This window comes from Sphingobium algorifonticola (genome assembly GCF_004005485.1).
Lineage (GTDB): Bacteria > Pseudomonadota > Alphaproteobacteria > Sphingomonadales > Sphingomonadaceae > Sphingobium > Sphingobium algorifonticola.
Genome location: NZ_RZUL01000008.1, coordinates 19,943 through 42,498 on the forward strand (window position 1 = coordinate 19,943; position 22,556 = coordinate 42,498).

Below are 22,556 nucleotides of genomic sequence, written 5' to 3' on the forward strand. Positions count from 1 at the left end.
CATAAGGGGGAGGAAGATTTATGCGCTATCTCAACAGCAAATGGCTCGCGCTTTTAGGGGCTACCGCATTGAACGCGCCTGCCATCGCGCAGGTCGTAGATACAGGCACGGCGTTGCCGCAGGAGAATGCGCCAGAGGGTACCATCGGCGACATAATAGTCACCGCGCAAAAGGGTGCCAGCGGCCAGAGTGCGCAACGTGTTCCGGTAGCGATCACGGCTGTTTCCGCGGAGTTGATCAAGGCATCCCAGGCCGTTAGCATCATCGACATAAGCCATATGGCTCCTAACGCCAACTTCACGTCCGCTGCTACGCTCCCCGGGTTTTCCAACTATTCGATCCGCGGAATCGGCGTGTCTGGCAGTACCAGTTCAATCGATCCAGCTGTCAATGTGGTGGTCGACGGCATGGTGTATGATTTCCAAGGGGGGACAATTCAGGATGCCTTTGACCTGGAAGGCGTCGAAATCCTTCGCGGCCCCCAAGGGATCCTTTTCGGGCGCAATACCACCGGTGGCGCTGTTTCTTTGCGTAGCCGTCGACCCTCTGATCAGTTCGGGATCGAAGGCGAGTTCACTATCGGCAACTACAATCGCTATGATGGCGCGCTCTCGATCGAGGGACCTTTGGTGTCCGACAAAGTTCTCGCAAGATTGACGGTTTTACACCGAGAGCGGGACGGCTATTACAAGGATAACAATGGCGGCACGTTCGTACCAGCGCCGCTCAACCCCACCGGTATCCAGCCAGCAACGGAGCAGGGGCGCCTCGGATCCATCAACAATTGGGTGATCAGACCGACTGTGGTGATCACGCCGACGGACGCGCTCGATTTTTCGTTTTTCGGCGAGATCGTCGATATGGGCGGCACGGGCAATGGCGCGCGCGTAGTCAGAGGCTATGAGGGCTTGATCCAGTCGCGGTTCGGATACACGCCCCCCTCTGGAAAATGGGAAACCAATCAGAATTCCGTTGGTTTCACCTCGATCAAGACCCAGAGGATCGTGACTGAAGCAAATTGGGACGTAGGTATCGGAAAGCTGACATCGGTCACTGGCTTTCGCCACGTGAACTATCAGTTTGCGTTTGAAGACGGCCTTCCGTTTCAAATCCTAGAGTTCCCGCGCGGCAATATCATTCGCAGCCGCCAGATCAGCGAAGAACTCCGATTTGCATCGACTTTTTCAGACGTTGTCGACTTCGTAGCCGGTTTCTATTTCGACAAGCACCGGCTCCAGGTGCAGGAGCGGCGGCTACAGTCGAACGTGCTCGGCAATCCGAATGCCGCCACCTACTTCGTGACTAACCGCGAAGGAAAATATGTTCAGAAGGCGCAAGCTTATGCCGGCTTTGCCAATGTTAATGTGCACGCGACGGAAGCCCTGACGCTGAGCGCAGGCGGACGATATAGCTGGGAAAAGAAAGAACTCCACATTGCGCCGCTGGGCCAGTGTTCCGGACCCGGCTTTACCGGCTGTCCAAGCGTATATTCGGACTATGAGAAGAGTTGGGGCAATTTTTCTCCGAAGCTCGGAGCCGAATATGTCTTCTCGCCCGGCGTGATGGGCTATGCCTCCTGGACCAAGGGTTTCCGCAGCGGGCAGTTCAACGGTCGTGCCGCCTCGGTTGCGCAACTTGGGCCAGTCGATCCCGAAGAAGCGTCATCCTTCGAGATCGGCCTCAAATCGACGTTCTGGGATCGCAAGGCGCGCTTCAATATCAGCGCTTTCTACACCAAATATGACGACCTTCAGCTTACAATTCTCGATGGCGCAACTCAGATCCTGCAGAATGCAGGTGCGGCGACCTTTGGCGGGATTGAAGCGGAATTAACTCTCAAGCCAGTCAAGCCGCTTGAACTGAATGGCAGTTTCGGTTGGACCAGTTCAAAATATGACAGGCTATCGGGTCCGTTCGCGGCCAACCTCACCATTGAGCAGTCGTTGAAAAAAGAACTGCTCAAGGCACCGGAATTCACGGCATACGGCTCGGCTGCCTATACAGCCGAAGTAGATGCCGAGACCGACATGACAGCCAGAATCGCCTATTCATGGCGCAGCCATTTTTATGTGGACGTGCTCAACAGCCCAGCGGCCCTGCAAAAGTCCTATGGCACATTGGACCTTAGCCTAACTGCAACTCGTGGAAATATCTCACTTACTGCCTTTGGCCGCAATGTGACCGGTGTTCAGGCAAAGGACCTGATCAATACGGTAATCGTTCCGGAACAGTTTGGCGGTGAGCCGGCGACTTACGGACTGACGCTCGGATTTAGCCTGTGATGCACAGGAATACCAATGCTTGGTCCATCGTGCGCGGTCATCTGGATTGTGCTCAGATCGCGACATTTATGGAGCTGCAGCCGTGAACGGGGACATCCAGCCATTCAGGGTTGCGATCCCCCAAGATCAGCTCGACGATCTGGCTCGGCGTCTAGATGCGACGCGTTGGCCTGATTCCGAGCTTGTGGGTGACTGGTCGCAGGGCGTGCCGCTTACACAGATGCGGGAGCTGGCCGACTATTGGCGCACCAGCTACGATTGGCGGCGTTGCGAGACACTGCTTAACAGTTTCCCGCAGTTTACGACAGAGATCGACGGCGTCGAAATTTACTTCCTACATATCCGTTCTCCTAATCCCGACGCGCTGCCGATGATTATGTCACATGGCTGGCCCGGCTCGGTTCTTGAATTCACCAAAGTACTCGGTCCATTGCATGATCCGCAAGCATATGGCGGGGATATACGCGACGCTTTCCATCTCATCATACCGGCATTGCCCGGGTTTGGCTTCTCGGGAAAACCTAAAAAGGCTGGCTGGACAGTGGGTCGGATCGCGTCGGCATGGCACAAACTCATGATCCGCCTGGGCTATGACCGCTATGTGGCGCAAGGCGGAGACTGGGGAGCCGCCGTCACCACAGCGCTAGGTGCGCATCGGCCCGCGGGCCTGACCGCCATCCATGTAAACCTGCCGATGGTGCTGCCCAAGGATGCGTTCGATGAACTCAGCCATGACGAGGCAGAGATGCTGAGCGCTATGAAACATTACCAGCGTTGGGAGGCCGGCTATTCCATATTGCAGGCCAGCCGGCCTCAGACGCTGGGTTATGGCCTAGCAGACTCACCGGTTGGACAGGCCGCATGGATTTTTGAGAAATTTCAGGCCTGGTCGGATTGTGATGGCAATCTTTTCAACATTCTGACTCGTGACGAGATTCTCGATGGCATAATGCTTTATTGGCTCACCGGCAGCGCCACGTCGTCGGCTCGTCTCTATTGGGAGAGCTATGTCGGGGGATTTGGCGCGACAGAACTGCACATTCCCACTGGCTGCAGCATTTTCCCAAAGGAAATCTATCGGGCACCTAGAAGTTGGGCCGACCGCTGCATCCATAACATCATCCATTGGAACGAACTAGATAAAGGGGGCCACTTCGCGGCGCTCGAACAGCCTGGCCTCTTTGTGGACGAGGTGCGCACATGCTTCCGAGCAATACGTTAGCAGGGCACCAGCCCGAGAATTGCCCCGTCGCGATTTTCGGCTGATCCGCTCTCCCAATTTTCTCGACATCAACGCTTACACCCCAGTTGAAGGAGTGACATGTGCCAAAGAAGCTATACCCTGATGCACGAATGGCGCTCGACGGGATTTTGTTCGAGGGGATGCATATTTGCGCAGGCGGCTTCGGCCTTTGCGGTATTCCCGAACGATTGATCGACGCGATCCGCGAAAACGGCGTGAAGGATTTGACCATCGCCTCGAACAATGCCGGTATCGACGGCGAGGGGCTTGGCAAGCTGCTGCGCACGAAGCAGGTAAAGAAGATGATCTCCTCCTATGTCGGCGAAAACAAGGAGTTCGAGCGGCAATATCTGGCTGGCGAGTTAGAGGTGGAATTCTGCCCCCAGGGCACGCTGGCCGAACGCTGCCGCGCTGGCGGGGCAGGCATTCCCGGCTTCTACACCAGGACCGGCGTCGGAACGGCAGTGGCCGAAGGAAAGGAAGTCAAGAATTTCGACGGACAGGATTATATTCTGGAGCGAGGTATCTTTGCCGACCTGGCCATCATCAAGGGCTGGAAGGCCGACGAGAGCGGCAACCTGATCTTCCGCAAGACAGCGCGCAATTTCAACCAGCCGATGGCGACGGCGGCCAAGATCTGCGTCGCCGAAGTTGAGGAGATCGTTCCCACCGGCAGCCTGGACCCGGACGCGATCCACCTGCCCGGCATTTACGTCAAGCGCATGATTGTTGGAGCGCCCTATGACAAGAAAATCGAATTCCGCACCGTTCGCCAGAGGGAGGCCGCTTAATCATGCCATGGACCCGCGATGAGATGGCTGCCCGCGCGGCCAAGGAACTGAAGGACGGTTTCTACGTCAACCTCGGCATCGGCATCCCGACGCTTGTGGCGAACCACATCCCGGTCGGTGTGGAAGTGACGCTGCAGTCCGAAAACGGCATGCTGGGCATCGGCCCTTTCCCCTATGAGGGCGAGGAAGATGCCGACCTGATCAACGCGGGCAAGCAGACCATCAGTGAAGTACCGCAGACAGCCTATTTCTCGTCCGCCGACAGCTTCGCGATGATCCGAGGCGGGCATATCGACCTGACCGTGCTGGGCGCGATGGAAGTCGCGGAAAATGGCGACATCGCCAACTGGATGATCCCCGGCAAGATGATCAAGGGCATGGGCGGCGCGATGGACCTGGTCGCGGGCGTCAAGAAGATCATTGTCGTGATGGAGCACACCTCCAAGAATGGCGACCCGAAGTTCATTCCGGCCTGCACTCTGCCGCTGACCGGCAAGAATGTCGTCGATATGATCATCACTGACCTAGCCGTATTCCAGCGGCCCGATCATGACAGCCCGTTCAAGCTGATCGAACTGGCGCCGGGGATCACCGCCGACGAGGTGGCGGCGAAAACGACTGCCAGTTTCATTCATTGAGGCTGGCAGCAGTATGGGAACTGCACCCTGTGGCTTTCGATGACCGCTGCGGTCTTGCTCGTGAACAGTCCGTTGCGCCATCGAAAGCTATTCGGTCGATACCGCCCTTTCGGAATCGACGCCTGCATAGGCGTTGATGATCGCGCCGATCAGACCGGGGAATCGTTCATTCACCTCGGCAAAGCGCGCGTGATTGCGCATCTCGATACCATGGCGCTCGCTACGAATCAGTCCGGCCTCCCGCAGCACTTTGAAATGGTTGGATAACGACGACTTCGGAATAACTCGATCGCCTAGTGCCGCAACATTCGAACAGGCTTCAACGACGCCAGTCGTCAGAATCTTCGCAAGGATGGCGGCACGGTTGGGGTCCGACAAGGCGTGCAGGATCGCCTGGGGTTCTACGTCTTCGATCGCGGGGTGGAAAAATGGTCTCATCCTCTCTCCGCTAGCAGACATTGACGCGCAGTTCCATAGTTCCTATATTCGGAACCATGGAACTGCGACTACCGAGCCGTGGCCATCCTCGCTTAGACACAAGGACAGCAGAAATGACGAAATTAGCAGGTAAAGTGGCCATCGTAACCGGCGCATCCAAAGGCATAGGTGCCGGGATCGCCAAGGCGCTGGCGGCGGACGGCGCCTCTGTCGTCGTCAACTATGCGTCGAGCAAAGAAGGCGCGGATACGGTCGTTGCAGCGATTGTCGCGGCGGGTGGAAGAGCCATCGCAATTCAGGGCGACGTCTCGATCGCCGCCGAGGCGCAGAGCTTGATAGAAGCAGCCGTAGCCGATTTCGGGCGGCTCGACATTCTGGTCAACAATTCGGGCGTCTGGGATGTCGCGCCGGTCGAGTTGTTTACCGAGGCACAATATCGGCGGCTGTTCGACGTCAACGTGCTCGGCACTTTGCTGACGACGCAGGCGGCGATCAAGCATCTTCAGGATGGCGGCAGCATCGTCAACATCTCGTCTTCGATCACGACATTGCGGACGCCGGGCACCGCGCTCTACACCGCCACCAAGGCTGCGGTGAACGCCATATCAGGCGTGTTGATGAAGGAACTCGCACCGCGCGGCATTCGCGTCAACGTCGTCGGTCCGGGCTTTGTCGTAACCGAGGGAACGAAAGCTGCCGGAATCGCGGGCTCCGAGATGGAGGCGGGCATTGTGTCGCAAACGCCGCTGGGCCGCGCTGGCACGCCCGATGACATCGGCCGCGTGGTCGCGTTCCTTGCGTCTGACGATGCGCGCTTCGTGACGGGAGAGGAACTCTTTGCAAGCGGCGGCCTGCGCTGACGCCGATGTCCGGGCGCGGGGTCAAAACTCTCCCGCGCCCGCACCGCTTTCTCAGCGTGCGCCGTCGATGACCATGCCGCCGTCGGGTGTGAGCGTATAGCCGGTGAGGTATCGCGCATCCTCACTGGCAAGGAACAGGACGACCGGGGCAATATCCGCTTCAGGTGATCCATAACGACCAAGCGCGTTGGTGGGCGAGGGCACATCGACATCGCCCCATGTCTCCGCCACGGGCTGGACATTGTTGACGGTGATACCGTCCGCGCCCCATTCGCGCGCTGCGGTACGGGTCAGCGCCCTCGTCGCTTCCTTGGCCATGTTATAGGGCGCGTAGGGTGCCATGCCTGTCAACGCTGCGGGCGAGCCGAAGTTGATCACGCGGCCTGCGGCACTCGCCTTCAAATACGGATAGCAGGCCTGCATCGTCCGAAGGCTGGCGATCGGGCCGGTGTCGAAATTGCGCTGCAACTGCTCGACTGTAAGCTCGGCCACCGAAGACATCACAGCCGCAGGATCGAACGCATTGTTGACGAGGATGTCCACCCCGCCGAACGCTTCGACGACGGCGGCGACCGCATCAGTAATCTGGCCGGCATCGGCCACATCGCAGGGTATGCCAAGCGCAATGCCGCCCGCACCCTCGATCGCGGCGACGACCGCATCGTTCCCCTCCGCCGTGCGAGACAGGACAGCGACTTTCGCGCCTTCCGCCGCGAAAAGTTTGGCGGTGGCGCGACCGATGCCGCGGCTCGCGCCTGTAATGATAGCAACTTTTCCTTCGAGACGACCCATGTTCAGTTCCTTGTCATGATGGTGAGGGAGGTGGCAGCAGGAGCGTAGGGCGACGGCATTTCGCGCGCTGTGTTTTGGGTGGCGAACGACGCGGTGAGCAGAATGAGGCCCACGACCGCGGGTATCGCACCACCCGGCTTGCGCACGCCGAGATGTGCAATGCCCGATAACAGCAGGTGAAAGAGGATGCCGGCATAGGCCAGATCGCTCAACGCGACGCCGAAGCGCGAAAGGATGGTGAGCACCGCAAGAATCTTGATCGCCGCCATGACCGGGACGAGATAGGCGGCGTGGTAGCCAAGCCCCCGAAGCACATCCCGCACATAATCGCGCCTGGCGAGATAGAGCCCGGCGGATGACAGATACAGCACCGAAAGCATCGCGGTGCTGATCCAATAGGCATAGGTTTGGGCCATGTTCGTTCCTGGTGACAGCATTGGTCCGACTGACCACATTCGAGTTTGCAACAGGCCGTCAGGGGATTTCATTCCCCCGATCAGCAGCCTTGGTATAAATTGTGGTGCTCAATGAATTTGTGCAAGTAGGATGGATTTTAGTACCTAAGTATGAAATGACATACTAATGATCGCAAACGACTTCACCATGCAGAATGAGATGCGGCGTGCCTTTGCGATGCTGTCGGGCAAGTGGAAGCTGGAGATCATGTGGCTGCTGCATCAGCGCGTCCATCGCTTCGGCGAGTTGCGCAAGGCCATCCCAGGTATCACGCAGCATATGCTTACGGCGCAGCTGCGGGAGCTGGAAGCCGATGGGCTGGTCACACGCACCGTATTCGCTGAAGTGCCGCCTCGCGTCGACTATGCGATGACCGCGAAAGCCTATGCGCTGCGCCCCACCATGGACGCGCTCGCCACCTGGTGGGCGGAGCATGGATCGCCGGGGTCGTAGGTAAGTTTTTCGGGAAACTAAGTGCGGGCTTAGCTGAGTTTACGCATCAGCCGGCCAGCGGCGCCCTGCTCTGCCGCAAGGTTACGATTGTAACTCAGCGGCATTCTGGGACTCTTCCAGCGGCCTGCGTCCATAATGCCGGCGAGATCCTCGCCACTGACGAACATATCCTGAGTGAGGCCCACCCGCGTCGAATGGGCGCTGATCCCCTTGAGGAGGCGTACTATATCGTCGATCGTCAAATCCATCAGCGCGCCGCGCTCAAAAGCCTTGCGGATCATGGCGTGCCAGATCGGCCCGATCGAGCCGGGATGGAGAGCGCCCTCACCCACATCATATTCCACTCGCGCGGCCATCGCGCCCCTGGGCAGCGTCTTGCGCAGATCCCATCTTTCGCGCGACGAAATGCTCTCGATCTTCCGTCCCGGCATCGCTTTGCGCGCCTTGTAGCGTCGTACCTGGACCCGCCGGAACAGCGGCCCTTTCGCAATCCCCGACGCCGCGCGCCAGGCTGCGATTGCGCGTACCGAACGCGGGGACAGAAAGGCGGTCGCCCCCTCCCCTTCCTGGTCCGCCTTGCTGCGGGGAATTTCCAGCAGCCGCGCTTCGGGATCGAGCGCTTCCACAATATGTTCCACACACACGGCTACCAGTTCGGACGCGCGCAGACCGGTGTCGTAGGCAGTGGAGAGCAGCGCCCGGTCGCGTAATCCCGTCAGATCGTCACCACAGGCCTCCAACAGCGCCCTTACGTTGAGGCCGCGGGGTTGGTCGCGCTCCACATCCCTGACCGGCCCTTTGAACCGCAGCGGCCGCGCCTGGGCCTGCGCTACGCCGTTTTCGCGCCGGATCGCCCGCAGCCGCAGCTTGACCAGCTCCGCCTGCGTGGGATCCTTGAGGTCGAGCAGGTGGTGGATCTTGGCAATCGATGCTCTGTAGCGGCCGAGCGAAGCCGGCTTGGCCCCCTTCCCTGCCCGGTCATCCAGATAGGCGACCACAGTCTCGGGTGTTGCCGGCAACGCGATGCGGTTCGTCCGTCTGCACCACAGGTCGAATGCTTCGAGGTCGGATTTGAGCGCGCGGATGCTGTGAGCCGACGAGGCGCCCTGATAGGCGGCGATCAGCGCCTCGTTGACGGCGATGCGCTCGCCCGCGCGCATCTGCACAACCATCCATGCAAGGTCGTCCAGCGCCCTAACTGCCGGCAAGTGGGCCTCAGACGCCGCTACCGCGGTTTTAGGCCCCTCCTGGACAGTTTCGGCAGCCATGACTCGCCTCGCTCCTCTGGCGAACTTGTGTCAGCTTGACCAAACCGACAGACCGAAATTGCTAGGTTTTTCAATCTTCATCTATCCCAAATACCTCCGGACTCTCGCCCGTCCATCCCGTTTCTGATACAATACCGGTGGACCCGGCAACACGAGTCCCTGGCAAGATCGGGGATAGGTCATGGCCGAAACGGGCACAGCTCTTACGAGAGCGGATTCTACAGCCTGGAGCATTGCTTGCAATCGCGAGCCGGCTATTCGTTCGCTTGCCAGCCTGCCCAAGATTACCCGCGCCGCGATGTTGAATGCGAGCGCGGAGCTGGGCCTGAGCAGGTCGCGCGTTTTTGAGCTTGTCGCCCGCTATCGCGCAGAGCCCGTTACCAGCTCCCTGGTCGATCGGCCCGAAGGTTTTCCCAAAGGGCGTCGCCGATTGGCGCCGGAGATCGACCAGGTAGTCGCCTCCGAAATCGAGCGGTTCTACTTGACGCGCCCCAAGCCGACCCTCGCGCGATTGCTACGCGAGATTCGGCATGCCTGTTATGAACGCGGCCTTCGCGCCCCGACACGCAAGACCATCGCCGCGCGCGTTGCCGCGATTGACCGAGAACGCCTCACCAGGGCGCGCGACGGTGCGAAGGCTGCATCTGATCGATATCGACCCGTGACGCGATCTTACACTGCCGACTACCCGCTGCAGATCGTACAAATAGACCACACACCTGCCGATATCATCATCGTCGACGAGCATTTCCGCAAACCGCTTGGTCGACCAACGCTGACCCTTCAGATCGACGTAGCGACGCGGGTCATTCCGGGCTTCTACATCTCGCTTGAGAGACCCTCAGCCACGTCTGTAGGCATGGCGATCCGCCATGCAGTCCTGCCGAAGGCAACCTGGCTTCAGGAGCGGGAGATCAACCTCGACTATCCCGTTTTCGGCATCCCCGAAACTCTGCATCTCGACAATGCCGCAGAGTTTCGGTCCCGGGCACTCGAGCGCGGCTGCGAGCAGCATGGCATCGACCTCAAGCACCGCCCCCGGCGCACGCCGCACTACGGTGGCCACATCGAACGCTTGATCGGAACCGCGGTCGGCGCCGTGCATCTCCTGCCCGGTACGACCTTTGCAAACATAAAGGCCAAAGGCGACTATGACGCCGAAGGCCGGGCCTGTATGACGCTGCGCGAGTTCGAGCAGTGGTTCGCGCTCGAAGTCGGCGTCTATCATGGCTCGATTCACAGCGAGCTTGGCGTCCCGCCGCTCACGGCCTGGGCCGACGGGCTGGGCAACCGCGCTGATCCGCTCCGGCTCCCCGCCGATCCCGCTCGCTTCCTTTTCAACTTTCTCCCGTTCGAGATGCGGAAGGTCAGGCGCGAGGGGATCGAGCTGTTCCATGCGTTCTACTGGCATGGCAGTCTGGCCGGCCTCATCGCGAACTGCGACCACAAGCTCCCGATCAAATATAATCCGCTCAACCTCTCGGCTGTTTACGTCGAGTTGTCCGATACCGAGCATTTGACGGTTCCGCTTCGTGATCGGCGACGGCCTGCCATCACGAAGTTCGAGCACGACCTTGCAGTGCGAGCACTGCGCGAGCGCGGGCGCCAGGCCGTCGACGAGCAATCGCTGTTTGACATGGTGAACGAGCAGCGGCGCATCGTCCTCGAAGCGGCCCACAAGACCAAGACAGCGCGAAAATCCGCCCAGCGCATCGCCTATGCTCTGGAGGCTGGCCTTCCTCCTGCCACCGCAGCCCCTTCAATGGCTTTGCCGGTATCGTCCGAGCCGGAGGATAGCGCGCCTATCGTTCCATTCCAGATCGAGGAGCGACTATGACCGACCTTTACGATCACCTGTTTCCGGCATATCGCGAGCAGGCAGGGCTATCCGACGACGAACGCATCGACTGGCTGAGACGCGATCGATGGCTATCGCTGCCACAATCCGAAGCCGCGCTCGGCAGGCTAGAAGATCTGCTGACCTATCCCCCGCGCGGCCGCATGCCCTGCCTCCTGCTTTTCGGTTCCACTGGTATGGGCAAAAGCGAGATCCTCAATCGCTTCGCAGAGCTGCACGCAACCCGGTATGATAAAGGCGCCGGCCTTAGGATCATGCCTGTCGTCAAGGTGCAGATGCCGCCACAGCCTACCGAGGACGAGTTCTACACCGAGCTTATGCTGGCGATGAACTACTCCGAGTTCGACCATATCTCCCTGCGATCACTGCGCTCTCTGGCTCGTCGCACCCTTGGGGAATTCGGGACGAAGGTGCTGGTCCTCGACGAAATCGACAAGATGCTGGCAGGCTCGCCGCGCCAACAGCGGATTTTTCTCAACACCATTCGCTTTCTGACCAACGACCTCAGAATCCCGATCGTGTGCGCGGGCACCGAAGATGCACGTATCGCGATACTCACCGATCCTAATCTCGCCGACCGCTTCGCCGCCTTCGAGCTGTCTCCATGGCGCAACGATCACGCCCTGCGCCAGCTCATGGCGAGCTTCGCCGGTCTGCTGCCCTTGCGCCGCCCTTCCCTGCTCGATGAACCTGATGTCCGCCAGCGCGTCATCGCATTGAGCGAGGGCGTGACAGGCCGAATATTCCGATTGATGGAGGCTGTCGCAATCGCGGCGATCCGAAGCGGCCGCGAGATGATCGACGCCGACAGCTTCGATGATGAGCAACTATTGCTCCCGCTCGTCTCGATGCAAGTCATCGCCAGTACCAAGCGGGCGTTGCGGCGCCGTGCGGCATGAATATCCTTTCGCTGACGAACTGCTGACGTCCTGGCACGCGCGTCAGCGCCATTCCCGCCGAGGGCGAGGGCTACCGGCGCCAAAGGCTGTCCGAGATCGCATGGGCGACTGGCGCCACCCGGATATTCGCCCGACAATGGCCTGGATCAATGCGACTGCCGACGACCTCAACGTGTCGGCAGCGCGCTTGGTCGAACATAGTCTCGCGAAACATTATCCCGCTTTGCCGCCCGATTTTCTGGCCTGGGAACACCTCCCAGGGTCAGCCAGTTCTACCGGGCTGATCCCGATACCACGGTTGCACGTCAGTTGGTGCAGCCGGTGTCTCGCGGAAGATTTCGCATCCGACCGGCCAGCACACGTCCGGCGTCAGTGGGTGCTGGCCGCCGTGGGCTTTTGCCATCGGCACCGCTGGCCGCTGGAGGATCGTTGCAATGGTTGCGGGTCGCGGACATGGCGATTTGCGATGCCCGCGCGCGGTCCGCTGCGGATGATTTGCGAAGCCTGCTGGCAACCGATGGAAAGAACCTCGGCGCCGGCCCTTTATGCCGGGAAGGATACCCGGGTTCGCTGGGATCATATCATTGCGTTCGAGCAGCAATGCATGGGCGCGATTAGGGGTAGGACCCCTGACCAGTTCCGCTTCAACTTCACGTCGGCCGGCCAACTCCTCAACGAGGTTCGAGACGTTTGCAGCCTCCTGACCAAGAAGCCGCCAAACGACGAATATTGGTGGTGCAGGACACGGAATATCGCGCTGAACGATTTCGCGTGCGATGCGATGACGCCCGGTTACATCGGTCTCCAATTCTATTCGAGCGACACTCGCAACCCGCTGGCCACCGCATCGCCGCTCCTGCGCCGGTGCCTGCTTGCCGCCGCTTGCGGCATCATCGAAACCAATCCCGATGTAGGTGCCGCGCTTTTTGGTCCTGAAGCACCGCCAGCGATCGAAAGGTTCATAGCCAGGACAGATCGCGGCGGGCTCGATCGCTTGCTGATGGCAGACGGCCACTGGTCTTCCGCCTTTATCCTTCAGATCAAAGCCGCACGAGAGCGAATGGCTCGCCGGTTCATGATCTCAAAGCTGGAAGCGGCGCATCGAGCGATACGCAACGCATTCGCGCATTCATCGTCCAACGAACAAACCAAATTTAACCGTTCCACCGGCCAAATCTGATTCCATGTCGTGGGAAGTAGTTCCTGATTGAGCCACCGCCCTTCACCGGCTAGAACCCCATCCATGCGCATTTCGAGGCTCTTCCTCGCGAACCGGTTTTGGGCGATGCTTTGTATCGCCTTGGCCGTCGTCTTCGCCGGCACCTCGCTCTCCACGTCTATCGACAAGATCCAGCATGCGCCGGGTGTTTCGTTCGAACACGACCATTCCTTGTTCAGCGAAACTTCCATCATACAAGACCATGCCGACGATCATCACGCGCCCCAACCCGGCGACAAAGATCCGGCCGACCATCTGCCCGGCAGCCATCACCATCATGGCGATGGCGGATCGGCTGTACCGGTGACGGCTGCAGCGGAGGCTGCTCAACTCGTCTTGTCCGGCGCGCTGCATGGGTTTGCGCCGGATAACCAGACACCAAGCTTGCGCATTTCCGGCCCCGAACGACCTCCCAAGAGCCTCGCGATCCCAAGCTGAGCCGCCGCGTCACATGAGGCGCGGCATCTGCCACGCCTGCTCGTGAGACCGTCTCTGTCATGTTTTCCCTTCTTGTTGCGCGCCCATCGGCGCGTCTGCGGCGCACGCTTGCGATAAGCGCAGCGCTGGCCACATTGTCCGCGCCTTCGATCGGCGCGGCGCAGACCCTCAGCCTGTCCGATGCGTTGTCGCGCGTCGCGTCCGGCGATCCTTCCGTTGCGGCCAATGCCGCGCGGCTCCAGGCGGCTGATGCCGCCATCACCCAGGCCGATGTGCGGCCGCGTGATGTCGTCGGCGTCGATGTCGAGGATTTCATGGGCACCGGCCCCTATTCTCCAGTCGATCGCTCCCAGACAACCGCATGGTATGAACGCACCTGGGAACGCGGCGGCAAACGCGAGGCCCGCATCGGCGCCGCCCGTTCCGATCTCGACGCGACCTCGACACGCAATCGCCTTCGGATGCTCGATCTCATGGCGCAGGTCCAAGCCGCATGGGTCGAGGCGCTGGCGGCCGAAGCGGCGATCCCGATCGCGCAGCAACGGCTTGCCGCTGCCCAGCGCGTCGAAGCGGAGACTGCCCGGCGCGTGGACCGCGCGCTCGATCCGCTGTTCGCCGGCGAACGGGCCAAAACCGCCGTGGCGCAAGCGCGGATCGCGCTCGACCAGGCACGAGAGAACGCCCGCATCGCGCGCGCCACGCTCGCTTCCTGGTGGGGCGGCGGCGCCGACTACAGCCTCGACACGGCGCCTTTCGCCAGCGTGGACGCGGCTATGGCGCCGGACGATGACAGCCCTGACATCGCGCTGCTCGCCGCCGAGCGTGATGCGGCAGGCGCGCGGGTCCGGCTCGCCGAGACCGGCAATGTCTCCGACCCGACCGCGCGCGTGGGCCTGCGCCATTTCGGTCAAGGCAATGACGTCGCCATCATGATCGGCGGGTCGATCCCGCTGGGCAGCCGGTCAGCAAATCGCGGCAATGTCGCGCGCGCCAATGCCGAAGCCCAGGCGGCCGAGGCCGAGATCGCGGTGGTGCGAGCGCAAATCCGCCGCGACGTCGACCGGCTTGTGGCCGAGCGCGCGGCGCTTGCCACCGAGATCGCCCGGATCGACCGGGAGGTGCTGCCCAGTGCTGAACGCGCCGTGATGCTGGTGCGCGATGGCTTCGCGCGTGGCGGCACGGCTTTCACCTTCCTCGAAATCAACCAGGCGAGCCAAGCCCTGACCGACGCGCGCTCGCGCCGGGTCGAGCTGCTGCGCCGCTTCCACCTCGCAGGCGTCCGTCTCGACCGGCTGACCGGCCGCCATGCTCCCCTTCTTGCCAGCGCGGAGAACCGCTGATGACACGATCCATTCCTATCACGGGCACACTGCTCGCTTTTGTCCTGCTCGCCGGTTGCGGCGAGTCCCCGACGACGACCGAAACCGCCGAACCCAAGGCCGACGCTGCCGCCAGCGAGTATGAACGCGGCCCCCATCGCGGCCGGATGCTGCGCGACGGCGATTTCGCGGTCGAGATCACGATCTTCGAGGACGGCGTCGATCCCGAGTTCCACGTCTATCCCTATCGTGGCGACAAACCCGTGCCGCCGCGCGACGTGCAGCTTGCCATCGAGCTGTCGCGCCTCGGCGGCAAGGTCGACCGCTTCGCCTTCACCCCGCAGGAGGACTATCTGCGCGGCGGCGGTGTGGTGATCGAGCCGCATTCGTTCCACGTGAAGGTGCGCGCCGTCGAGGGCGGCCGCACGCACAACTGGACCTACGCCTCCTATGAGGGCCGCACGAGGATTTCGGCCGAGGCGGCGCGGGCCGGAGGCGTCAAGACCGAGCGCGCGGGTTCCGCGACCGTCGCCGAGCTGATCGACATGGGCGGGCGCATCGAGATCACGCCCGAAGGCAAGGCCGATGTCCGCGCCCGGCTTCCGGGCCAGATCGTCTGGATGAGCGGCAAGCTCGGCGATCGGGTCAGCCGGGGGCAGACCCTGCTGCGCGTCGAGTCCAGCCATTCGCTCCAGACCTATGCGGTGCCCGCACCGATCAGCGGCACCATCATCGAAAAGAACGCCAATGTCGGCGACACCACCGGCGACCGGGCGCTGTTCGTGATTGCCGATCCCACGAAGCTCCATGCCGAGTTCTTCGTCTATCCCCGCGACGCCGAGCGCGTGCGCGTAGGCCAGCGGGTCAGCGTGCGGAGCCTGTCGGGCGAAGCGAAGCTCGACGCGCCCGTGGAGGCCGTGCTGCCGACCGCGGACGTCGCCAGCCAGACGATGATGGCGCATGTCCATCTGCCGGCATCCGCCTCGCAGACTTTCCGCCCCGGTATGGGGATTGAGGGATCGTTCGCCGTCGCCGAGGCGCAAGTGCCGCTCGCGGTCAGGACCAAGGCGATCCAGCGGTTCCGCGATTTCGAGGTGGTCTATGCCAAGGTCGGCAACACCTATGAGGTGCGGATGCTGGAGATCGGGCGCCGCACGCCCGAATGGACCGAAGTGCTCGGCGGCCTCGAACCCGGCACCGAATATGTGACCGATGGCGCGTTCCTGATCCGGGCCGACATCGACAAGTCGGGGGCCAGCCATGACCATTGAGACCATCCCCGCGCCCGCAAGCTCGGGCTTTCTCGAACATATCGTCTCGGCCGCGATCCGCTTCCGCTGGGCGGTTCTCGCCGTCGTCGTGCTGCTGTGCGGTATCGGCGTCTGGGCTTTCCAGCGCCTGCCGATCGACGCCACACCCGACATCACCAACGTCCAGGTTCAGATCAACAGCGAAGCGACCGGCTTCTCGCCGCTCGAAGCAGAGCAGCGTGTGACCTTTCCGGTCGAGACAGCGATCGCCGGCCTGCCTGGCCTCCAATATACGCGCTCGGTGTCACGCTACGGTCTCTCCCAGGTGACGGCGGTGTTCGAGGATGGCACCAATATCTATTTCGCGCGCCAGCTCATCAACGAGCGGCTCCAGACCGCGCGCGACCAGCTTCCCGAAGGCGTCATCCCCGAAATGGGACCGATCGCGACCGGGCTGGGCGAAATCTTCATGTATACGCTGGAAGCGGAGCCAAACGCCCGCAAGTCCGATGGCAGCCGTTACACGCCAGAGGATTTGCGCACGCTTCAGGATTGGGTGATCCGGCCGCAACTCCGCAACACGCCAGGCGTCACCGAGGTCAACAGTATCGGCGGCTATGAGCGGCAATATCATGTGACGCCGCTGCCCGACCGGCTCTCGGCCTATGGCTTGACGCTCAATGATGTGGTCGAGGCGCTCGGCCGCAACAACGCCAATGTCGGTGCCGGCTATGTCGAACGCTATGGCGAGCAATATCTGGTCCGCGTGCCAGGTCAGGCTTCGGGCATCGACGATCTCAAGTCGATCATTGTCACCAATCGCGGCGGCGTGCCGATTCGCGTCGCCGATGTGGCCGATGTGGGGATGGGAGAGGAGTTGCGGACCGGGGCCGCGACTGAAAACGGGCAGGAAGTGGTGCTGGGCACCGTGTTCATGCTGGCCGGCGAGAATAGCCGGATCGTCGCGCGCGCGGCAGCCGCGCGGCTTGAAGAAGCGGCCAAGGCACTCCCGGCGGGCGTGAAGGCCGTGGCGATCTATGACCGCATCGATCTTGTCGAACGGGCGGTCTGGACTGTCGAGAAGAACCTGCTCGAAGGCGCGCTGCTCGTCATCGTCGTGCTGTTTCTGCTGCTGGGCAATATCCGCGCGGCGCTCATCACGGCGGCGGTCATCCCGATCACCATGTTGATGACGATCACCGGGATGCTTCGCGCGGGCGTGTCGGGCAATCTGATGAGTCTCGGCGCGCTCGATTTCGGGCTGATCGTCGATGGCGCGGTCATCATCGTCGAGAACTGCCTGCGCCGGTTCGGCGAGGCGCAGCACCGCCTGGGGCGTCTGCTCGATCGCGAGGAGCGATTCTCGCTGGCGGCGTCGGCCACCTCCGAGGTGATCCGCCCGTCGCTGTTCGGCGTGCTCATCATCGCGCTCGTCTATGTGCCGATCTTCGCGCTCACCGGCGTCGAGGGGAAGATGTTCCACCCGATGGCGATCACGGTGGTCATGGCGCTGACCTTCGCGCTCATTCTGTCGCTCTCCTTCGTGCCGGCAGCGGTCGCGTTGTTCGTCACCGGCAAGGTCGAGGAGAAGGAAAGCCGCCTCATGGGCTGGGCGCGCAAGCTCTATGCGCCCGCGCTCGATGCCGCCTTGCGGCTGCGGGTTGCGTTCGTCGCAGGAGCCATCGCCCTTGTGGCGATCTCCGGCTTCGCCGCGACGCGGATGGGATCGGAGTTCGTTCCCAATCTCGACGAGGGCGACATCGCGCTTCATGCGCTGCGCATCCCCGGCACCAGCCTCACGCAAGCCATCGGGATGCAGACCGCGCTCGAAGCCCGGCTCAAGCAGTTCCCCGAGGTCGAGCGGATCGTTGCCAAGATCGGCACCGCCGAGGTGGCGACCGACCCGATGCCGCCCTCGGTCGCCGATACCTTCATCATGCTGAAGGATCGCAGCGAATGGCCCGATCCGAGCAAGCCGCGCGCGCAGCTCGTCCGCGAGATGCAGGCGGCCGCAGAAACCATCCCCGGCAACAATTATGAGTTTACCCAGCCGATCCAGATGCGGTTCAACGAACTGCTGTCGGGTGTGCGAGCGGATGTCGCGATCAAGGTGTTCGGTGACGATCTCGACCGGCTCCATGAGATCGGCCAGTCGATCGAAGGCGTGGTGAGCGGCATCGAGGGCGCGCAGGATGTCAGCGTCGAGCAGGTGACGGGTCTGCCCGTGCTCCAGATCACGCCCGACCGGGCGGCGCTGGCCCGGCTCGGCCTCAACATCGGCGACGTGCAGGATGTGGTGGCCGTCTCGATCGGCGGCCGGGAAGCTGGCCAGATGTTCGAGGGCGACCGCCGCTTTCCGGTGATCGTGCGGTTGCCGGAGGACATTCGCAGCAAGGCCGACGAAATCGGGCGCTTGCGGATACCGCTGGCCGGCAATGGCGCCGACCCGCGCGGGTTCGTGCCGCTCGCCGATGTGGCCAAGGTCGAGGTCGTCATCGGCCCCAACCAGATCAGCCGCGAGGACGGCAAGCGGCGCGTGGTCGTGACCGCCAATGTGCGCGGCCGCGATCTCGGCTCGTTCATCGAGGAGTTGCGCGAGAAGGTGGGCGCCGAGGTCGAAGTCCCGCCCGGCTATTGGGTGAGCTATGGCGGCACGTTCGAACAGCTTATCTCGGCGGCCGAGCGGCTGCGCCTGGTCGTGCCCGCCGCGCTGCTGCTGATCTTCGGGCTGCTCTACTGGCTGTTCCGGTCGGGCAAGGATGCCGCCATCGTGTTCTCCGGGGTGCCGCTGGCGCTCACGGGCGGCGTGGCGGCGCTGCTGATCCGGGGGATGCCGCTCTCGATCTCGGCGGGGGTCGGGTTCATCGCGCTCTCGGGCGTGGCGGTGCTGAACGGCGTGGTGATGCTGAGCTTCATCCGCCAGCTCCGCGAGTCCGGCGGCGGCCTTGAGGACGCGATCCGCGAAGGCGCGCTGACAAGGCTCCGTCCGGTGCTGATGACCGCCTTGGTGGCGAGCCTCGGCTTCGTGCCGATGGCATTCAATGTCGGCGCTGGCGCCGAGGTGCAACGGCCGCTCGCGACCGTGGTGATCGGCGGCATCATCTCCTCGACGGTGCTGACGCTGCTGGTGCTGCCGGCGCTCTACCGCCTCGTGCATGGTCGCAGGGCCGAGCCGGAAGCGCAGATGCCGGCGGACACGGCGCCCGCCGCAAGCTGACCCCATGCCGCTCCCATGCGCCGACCGCGCATGGGAGCGGACCCACCAAGGATACCCGCCATGCTTTCGGTTCTCGCCAATCGGACCTATCGCCATCTGTTCCTGGCGCAGATCATCGCGCTGGTCGGCACCGGCCTCGCCACGGTCGCGCTCGGCCTCCTTGCCTACGACATCGCCGGGGCCGATGCGGGCGCGGTGCTCGGCACCGCGATGGCGATCAAGATGGTCGCCTATATCGGCGTCGCTCCCATCGTTGGCGCCTATGCGAGCCGCCTGCCGCGCCGCAGCTTCCTAGTGGCGATGGACGTGATCCGCGGGCTGGTGGCGCTCGCGCTGCCGTTCGTCAGCGAGGTCTGGCAAGTCTATATGCTGATCTTCGTGCTGCAATCGGCCTCGGCCGGGTTCACGCCGACCTTCCAGGCCACCATCCCCGACGTGCTGCCGGATGAGAAGGATTATACCAACGCGCTGTCGCTCTCGCGGCTCGCCTACGACATGGAGAGCCTGACCAGCCCGATGCTCGCCGCCGCGCTGCTGACGGTGATGAATTTCCACTGGCTGTTCTCGGGCACCGCGATCGGGTTTGCCTGCTCGGCGCTGCTGGTGCTGACCACCGTGCTGCCGCGCTCCGCCGCCAAACCGAAGGGCGGAATTTACGACAACACGACGCGGGGCGCCCGGCTCTATCTCAAGACGCCCCGTCTGCGTGGGCTGCTGGCGGTAACGCTTGCCGCCGCCGCCGCGAGCGCGATGGTGATCGTCAATACGCCGGTGCTGGTGCAGGCGGCGCTGGGGCGCGGGCAAAGCGCGGTGGCGGTCACGCTCGCCGCGTTCGGCGGCGGCTCGATGCTGGCGGCGCTGCTGCTGCCGCGCCTGCTCGAAAAGCTCCCTGACCGCACGGTGATGCTGTCGGCGGCAACCGCAATGACGCTGGCGCTCGCCGCCCTGGCTGTCTCCTGGGGCGGCCATGCGTCACCCAGCTATTGGGGGGTGATCCTTGCGGGCTGGCTGGTGCTCGGCATCGCCTATTCGGCGAGCATCACGCCGGGCGGCCGCCTGCTGCGCCGCTCATCGGGCGCCGAAGATCGCCCCGCGCTGTTCGCCGCGCAGTTTGCGCTCAGCCATGTGTGCTGGCTCGTCGCCTATCCGCTCGCCGGCCAGACCGGCGCGCTGGGCGGCATGGGCCTCGCGTTCGCGGCCGCCGCCATATTGGGGCTGCTTGGCACCATTACCGCGTTCCTGATCTGGCCGAGGGACGACCCCGAAGTGGTGGCGCATGACCATGACGGCCTGCCGCCCGACCATCCCCATCTGGTCGAAGGCCACCCGGAGGGCCGCACCGCCCATGCGTTCATGATCGACGAGCTGCATCCGCACTGGCCGATCCGCTAGGATTGGGGACGCCGGGGGATAGCCCCGGCGTCCCTCGGAAATCAGGGCTGGCGGAAGTCGCCCGAGACGAACTGGCCGTCCGTCGTCAGCACGACATGGAACAGCTTGCGCGCCGGGTCGGATTCCGCGTCGTTGCGGAAGGTCACGATCGTCTGGCGCTGGCCCCGGCTGGTCCGCTCGCGCGTGCCGGCCACGGTTGCCCGCGACCAGCTCGCCGGCAGTTTCGCCTGGCTGACGAGCCGGATCACATTGTCGCGGGCGGTCTGCTGGGGCGTGCGCGCCTCATGCTCCTCGTCGTCATGGTCGGGATGGGCGAGCGCCGGGCCGGCATGGAGCGCGAAGGCGGCAAGAGCAATAAGAGCAATACGCATGGTGATGTCCTTTCAGAATGAAGTGAGATGTCAGGGAAGCGCGGCGAATTTCTCGAAGTCGCCGGTAGCGGTGACGGTGATGGTGACGGGCCGGTCGGTGCGGTTGCGCCAATACCAGCCATGCGTGCCGTCGAAGGGGGCGCGGAACTTGCCCGATGCGCCCGCCGAGCTGCCTTTCTCATAGCTGGTATAATCGCCCTCGGCGGCGCCGGTCTGCTCGCCGTGCAGCTCGAACCGTACCTCCGGCCCGTCGGTTGCCCAGCGATAGTCGAACTCGCCGCCCGCCTTCATGGTCGCCTTGACCTCGCGGCCCTCATTGGGGGCGAGGGTCAGCGTCACCTCGACGGGTTCCCCGGCCTTCAGGGCGGGCGTCGGCGAGGCGGCGGGCGCCGCGACCGCGGGCGGCGCCGGGGCGGCATGGCTTGCGGCGTCGGCCTGCTTGGTCTCGCCCATCTCGGTCAGCCCGAGCAAGCGGCCGACGCCGGTGGGATCGACGCCATATTCGGCCGGAAGCACGGTCGTCACGAGGATGACGGCGGCGCCGAACGCGATCAGGGTCGCGCGGTTGAGCTGGCGCAGGCTCGGCAACTCGCCGATGCCGGGTTGCGGAACTTGGGTCATGATGCGGCTCCTTCCAGAGCATAGCCCGCGAGCTGATAGCCGGTGAGCACGAAGCCGGCGGTCATCAGCAGGACGTTGGCGGTGAAGGCATGGGCCGAGAAGCTGCGCGTGCGCCGCCAATAGCCCATGACGATAAGGATGGCGGCGAGCGCGAGGATCTGGCCGATCTCGACGCCGACATTGAACGAGAGGAGATTGACGATCAGGCCGTCCGAGGAGAGCGAGAAGTCTTGCAGCTTGGTCGCCAGGCCGAAGCCGTGGAACAGGCCGAAGATCAGCACCGCCGCCTTGGTGTTGGGCTGGACGCCGAACCATCGCTGGAACGCGCCGAGATTGTCGAGCGCCTTGTAAACGACCGACAGGCCGATGATCGCGTCGACCAGATAGGCGCTGACATGGGTGCCCATGAGGACGCCCGCGATCAGCGTGGTCGAGTGGCCGATGGCGAACAGCGTCACATAGGCGGCGACATCCTTCATCCGGTAGAGGAAGAAGATGACGCCGAACAGGAACAGCAGGTGATCGTAGCCCGTCACCATATGCTTGGCGCCGAGATAGAGGAACGCGCCGATCTGCGGCCCGCTCGTCTGCTCGATATAGCCCTGGTCGCCCTCGGCGACGCCATGCGCGAAAGCCGCGCCGGCGAAGGAGAAGGCCATCAGGGCAAGGAGGACCGTGCGGCCAAGCGCCGAGGGTCTGGCCCGGAATGGATACATGATATGACTTTCCTGGGCGCCGGACGGGCAAGCAG

The 22,556-nt window shown here is 62.9% G+C and carries 21 protein-coding genes; 14 read left to right on the forward strand and 7 right to left on the reverse strand.

From position 1 onward, the window contains the following. The first annotated feature begins 20 nt into the window (after positions 1-20). The 4 genes from ENE74_RS15775 to ENE74_RS15790 all read left to right on the forward strand — a co-directional run bounded on the left by ENE74_RS15775 (position 21) and on the right by ENE74_RS15790 (position 4,954). Entirely contained in the window at positions 21-2,282 is a 2,262-nt protein-coding gene (locus ENE74_RS15775) for a TonB-dependent receptor (protein ID WP_127691875.1), read from the forward strand. An 82-nt stretch (positions 2,283-2,364) separates the two neighbouring features. Beyond that, positions 2,365-3,504 (forward strand): epoxide hydrolase family protein, encoded by a 1,140-nt coding sequence (locus ENE74_RS15780; RefSeq protein WP_127691876.1) that lies wholly within the window; start codon positions 2,365-2,367, stop codon positions 3,502-3,504. A gap of 101 nt (positions 3,505-3,605) precedes the next feature. Further along, positions 3,606-4,316, forward strand: a complete 711-nt coding sequence (locus tag ENE74_RS15785; protein WP_127691877.1) for a CoA transferase subunit A — start codon at positions 3,606-3,608, stop codon at positions 4,314-4,316. A 2-nt stretch (positions 4,317-4,318) separates the two neighbouring features. After that, entirely contained in the window at positions 4,319-4,954 is a 636-nt protein-coding gene (locus ENE74_RS15790; RefSeq protein ID WP_127691878.1) for a CoA transferase subunit B, read from the forward strand. 87 nt (positions 4,955-5,041) lie between these two features. On the opposite strand, the gene ENE74_RS15795 is transcribed toward ENE74_RS15790, so the two are convergent. Then, positions 5,042-5,332 carry an ArsR/SmtB family transcription factor gene (locus ENE74_RS15795; RefSeq protein ID WP_241242053.1) on the reverse strand — a complete coding sequence of 97 codons (291 nt, stop codon included), beginning with the start codon at positions 5,330-5,332 and terminating at the stop codon, positions 5,042-5,044. 173 nt (positions 5,333-5,505) lie between these two features. On the opposite strand from ENE74_RS15795, the gene ENE74_RS15800 reads away from it, so the two are divergent. Beyond that, on the forward strand, positions 5,506-6,252 hold the full coding sequence (locus ENE74_RS15800; RefSeq protein WP_127691880.1) for a glucose 1-dehydrogenase: 747 nt from the start codon (positions 5,506-5,508) through the stop codon (positions 6,250-6,252). A 51-nt stretch (positions 6,253-6,303) separates the two neighbouring features. On the opposite strand, the gene ENE74_RS15805 is transcribed toward ENE74_RS15800, so the two are convergent. Continuing rightward, the gene (locus ENE74_RS15805) at positions 6,304-7,044 is read right to left on the reverse strand and encodes an SDR family NAD(P)-dependent oxidoreductase (RefSeq protein ID WP_127691881.1); all 741 of its coding nucleotides are present in this window, start codon (positions 7,042-7,044) and stop codon (positions 6,304-6,306) included. 2 nt (positions 7,045-7,046) lie between these two features. Continuing rightward, complete coding sequence (locus ENE74_RS15810) at positions 7,047-7,460, reverse strand: DoxX family protein (protein WP_127691882.1); 414 nt, start codon at positions 7,458-7,460, stop codon at positions 7,047-7,049. Between the two features lie 166 nt (positions 7,461-7,626). Here ENE74_RS15810 and ENE74_RS15815 point away from each other — a divergent pair, with 166 nt between their 5' ends. Then, positions 7,627-7,953, forward strand: a complete 327-nt coding sequence (locus tag ENE74_RS15815) for a winged helix-turn-helix transcriptional regulator (protein ID WP_127691883.1) — start codon at positions 7,627-7,629, stop codon at positions 7,951-7,953. Positions 7,954-7,982: 29 nt separating this feature from the next. On the opposite strand, the gene ENE74_RS15820 is transcribed toward ENE74_RS15815, so the two are convergent. Then, on the reverse strand, positions 7,983-9,221 hold the full coding sequence (locus ENE74_RS15820) for a site-specific integrase (RefSeq protein ID WP_127691884.1): 1,239 nt from the start codon (positions 9,219-9,221) through the stop codon (positions 7,983-7,985). 181 nt (positions 9,222-9,402) lie between these two features. Here ENE74_RS15820 and ENE74_RS15825 point away from each other — a divergent pair, with 181 nt between their 5' ends. The 8 genes from ENE74_RS15825 to ENE74_RS15860 all read left to right on the forward strand — a co-directional run bounded on the left by ENE74_RS15825 (position 9,403) and on the right by ENE74_RS15860 (position 20,813). Beyond that, positions 9,403-11,058 carry a Mu transposase C-terminal domain-containing protein gene (locus tag ENE74_RS15825; protein WP_164847519.1) on the forward strand — a complete coding sequence of 552 codons (1,656 nt, stop codon included), beginning with the start codon at positions 9,403-9,405 and terminating at the stop codon, positions 11,056-11,058. Then, a complete protein-coding gene (locus ENE74_RS15830) occupies positions 11,055-11,978 on the forward strand; it encodes a TniB family NTP-binding protein (RefSeq protein WP_127691885.1) in 924 nt (307 codons plus the stop codon). Before ENE74_RS15825 ends, ENE74_RS15830 begins: the two co-directional genes overlap by 4 nt. Continuing rightward, entirely contained in the window at positions 11,899-13,158 is a 1,260-nt protein-coding gene (locus tag ENE74_RS15835; RefSeq protein ID WP_241242057.1) for a TniQ family protein, read from the forward strand. The genes ENE74_RS15830 and ENE74_RS15835 overlap by 80 nt, the downstream gene beginning before the upstream one ends. Before the next feature lie 63 nt (positions 13,159-13,221). Further along, the gene (locus ENE74_RS15840; protein ID WP_127691887.1) at positions 13,222-13,635 is read left to right on the forward strand and encodes a hypothetical protein; all 414 of its coding nucleotides are present in this window, start codon (positions 13,222-13,224) and stop codon (positions 13,633-13,635) included. Between the two features lie 59 nt (positions 13,636-13,694). Next, positions 13,695-14,975 (forward strand): TolC family protein, encoded by a 1,281-nt coding sequence (locus tag ENE74_RS15845; RefSeq protein WP_127691888.1) that lies wholly within the window; start codon positions 13,695-13,697, stop codon positions 14,973-14,975. Continuing rightward, a complete protein-coding gene (locus ENE74_RS15850; protein ID WP_127691889.1) occupies positions 14,975-16,225 on the forward strand; it encodes an efflux RND transporter periplasmic adaptor subunit in 1,251 nt (416 codons plus the stop codon). The genes ENE74_RS15845 and ENE74_RS15850 overlap by 1 nt, the downstream gene beginning before the upstream one ends. Beyond that, a complete protein-coding gene (locus tag ENE74_RS15855; protein ID WP_127691890.1) occupies positions 16,215-19,421 on the forward strand; it encodes an efflux RND transporter permease subunit in 3,207 nt (1,068 codons plus the stop codon). The genes ENE74_RS15850 and ENE74_RS15855 overlap by 11 nt, the downstream gene beginning before the upstream one ends. A 60-nt stretch (positions 19,422-19,481) precedes the next feature. Continuing rightward, positions 19,482-20,813 carry an MFS transporter gene (locus tag ENE74_RS15860; RefSeq protein WP_127691891.1) on the forward strand — a complete coding sequence of 444 codons (1,332 nt, stop codon included), beginning with the start codon at positions 19,482-19,484 and terminating at the stop codon, positions 20,811-20,813. A 41-nt stretch (positions 20,814-20,854) separates the two neighbouring features. On the opposite strand, the gene ENE74_RS15865 is transcribed toward ENE74_RS15860, so the two are convergent. From ENE74_RS15865 to ENE74_RS15875, 3 genes are read right to left on the reverse strand one after another with little or no spacing between them, the layout of a single operon-like run. Next, the gene (locus ENE74_RS15865; RefSeq protein WP_127691892.1) at positions 20,855-21,184 is read right to left on the reverse strand and encodes a DUF6488 family protein; all 330 of its coding nucleotides are present in this window, start codon (positions 21,182-21,184) and stop codon (positions 20,855-20,857) included. Positions 21,185-21,214: 30 nt separating this feature from the next. Continuing rightward, positions 21,215-21,805, reverse strand: coding sequence for a hypothetical protein (locus tag ENE74_RS15870; protein ID WP_127691893.1), 591 nt, complete (start codon positions 21,803-21,805; stop codon positions 21,215-21,217). Then, positions 21,802-22,464: a HupE/UreJ family protein gene (locus ENE74_RS15875; protein ID WP_127691909.1), complete on the reverse strand. Its 663-nt coding sequence runs from the start codon at positions 22,462-22,464 to the stop codon at positions 21,802-21,804. Before ENE74_RS15875 ends, ENE74_RS15870 begins: the two co-directional genes overlap by 4 nt. Positions 22,465-22,556 lie beyond the last annotated feature (92 nt).